This window comes from Pseudomonas psychrophila (genome assembly GCF_001043005.1).
Taxonomy (GTDB): domain Bacteria; phylum Pseudomonadota; class Gammaproteobacteria; order Pseudomonadales; family Pseudomonadaceae; genus Aquipseudomonas; species Aquipseudomonas psychrophila.
In genome coordinates, this window is record NZ_JYKZ01000088.1 from 1 (window position 1) to 579 (window position 579).

Below are 579 nucleotides of genomic sequence, written 5' to 3' on the forward strand. Positions count from 1 at the left end.
TTTGCTTGCCAACGGCGGTATACAGCACCGGCACAATATTTGAGCAACCGACGCCGACCAGCGCATAGCCCAGCAGGGAAAGCTCCCAGTTCGGGGCCAGGGTGGCCAGCGCCATGCCAAAGGCGGCGAACAAACCTCCCAGAACAATTACCCGCCTCGCGCCCAGACGCCTGACGATGGTATCGCCCAGCAATCGGCCGACCGTCATGGTCAGTGCGAATGCGGCATAGCCCAAGCCCGCATAGGCTTCACCCAAGCTTTTTTCGGTGGTCAGGAACACAGCGCTCCAGTCGAGCATGGCGCCTTCGGCGAGGAACACGATAAAGCACAGCACCCCGATAAACAGCACTACCCCATGGGGCACGGCAAAGGCCGGGCCGCTGCTTTCGCTGCCATAGGGCAACAGATGCGGTGCCGCTTTGGCCAGCGCGGCCAGTATCAGCACAACCACGGCTGCAATCGCCCACAGCGGCGACAGGCCCAGGGCGAGCAGGGCGCTGACCCCGGCTGCTCCGGCAATCCCGCCGACGCTGAACAAGCCATGAAAGCCCGACATCATGTGACGCCCGCTGGCGCGCT

The 579-nt window shown here is 63.6% G+C and carries 1 protein-coding gene; it reads right to left on the reverse strand.

Features of this window, described 5'->3' with window-relative positions; translation table 11 throughout:
* Positions 1–579, reverse strand: a 579-nt coding sequence (locus TU76_RS24215) for an MFS transporter (RefSeq protein WP_048352689.1), incomplete at both ends; no start/stop codon positions are given.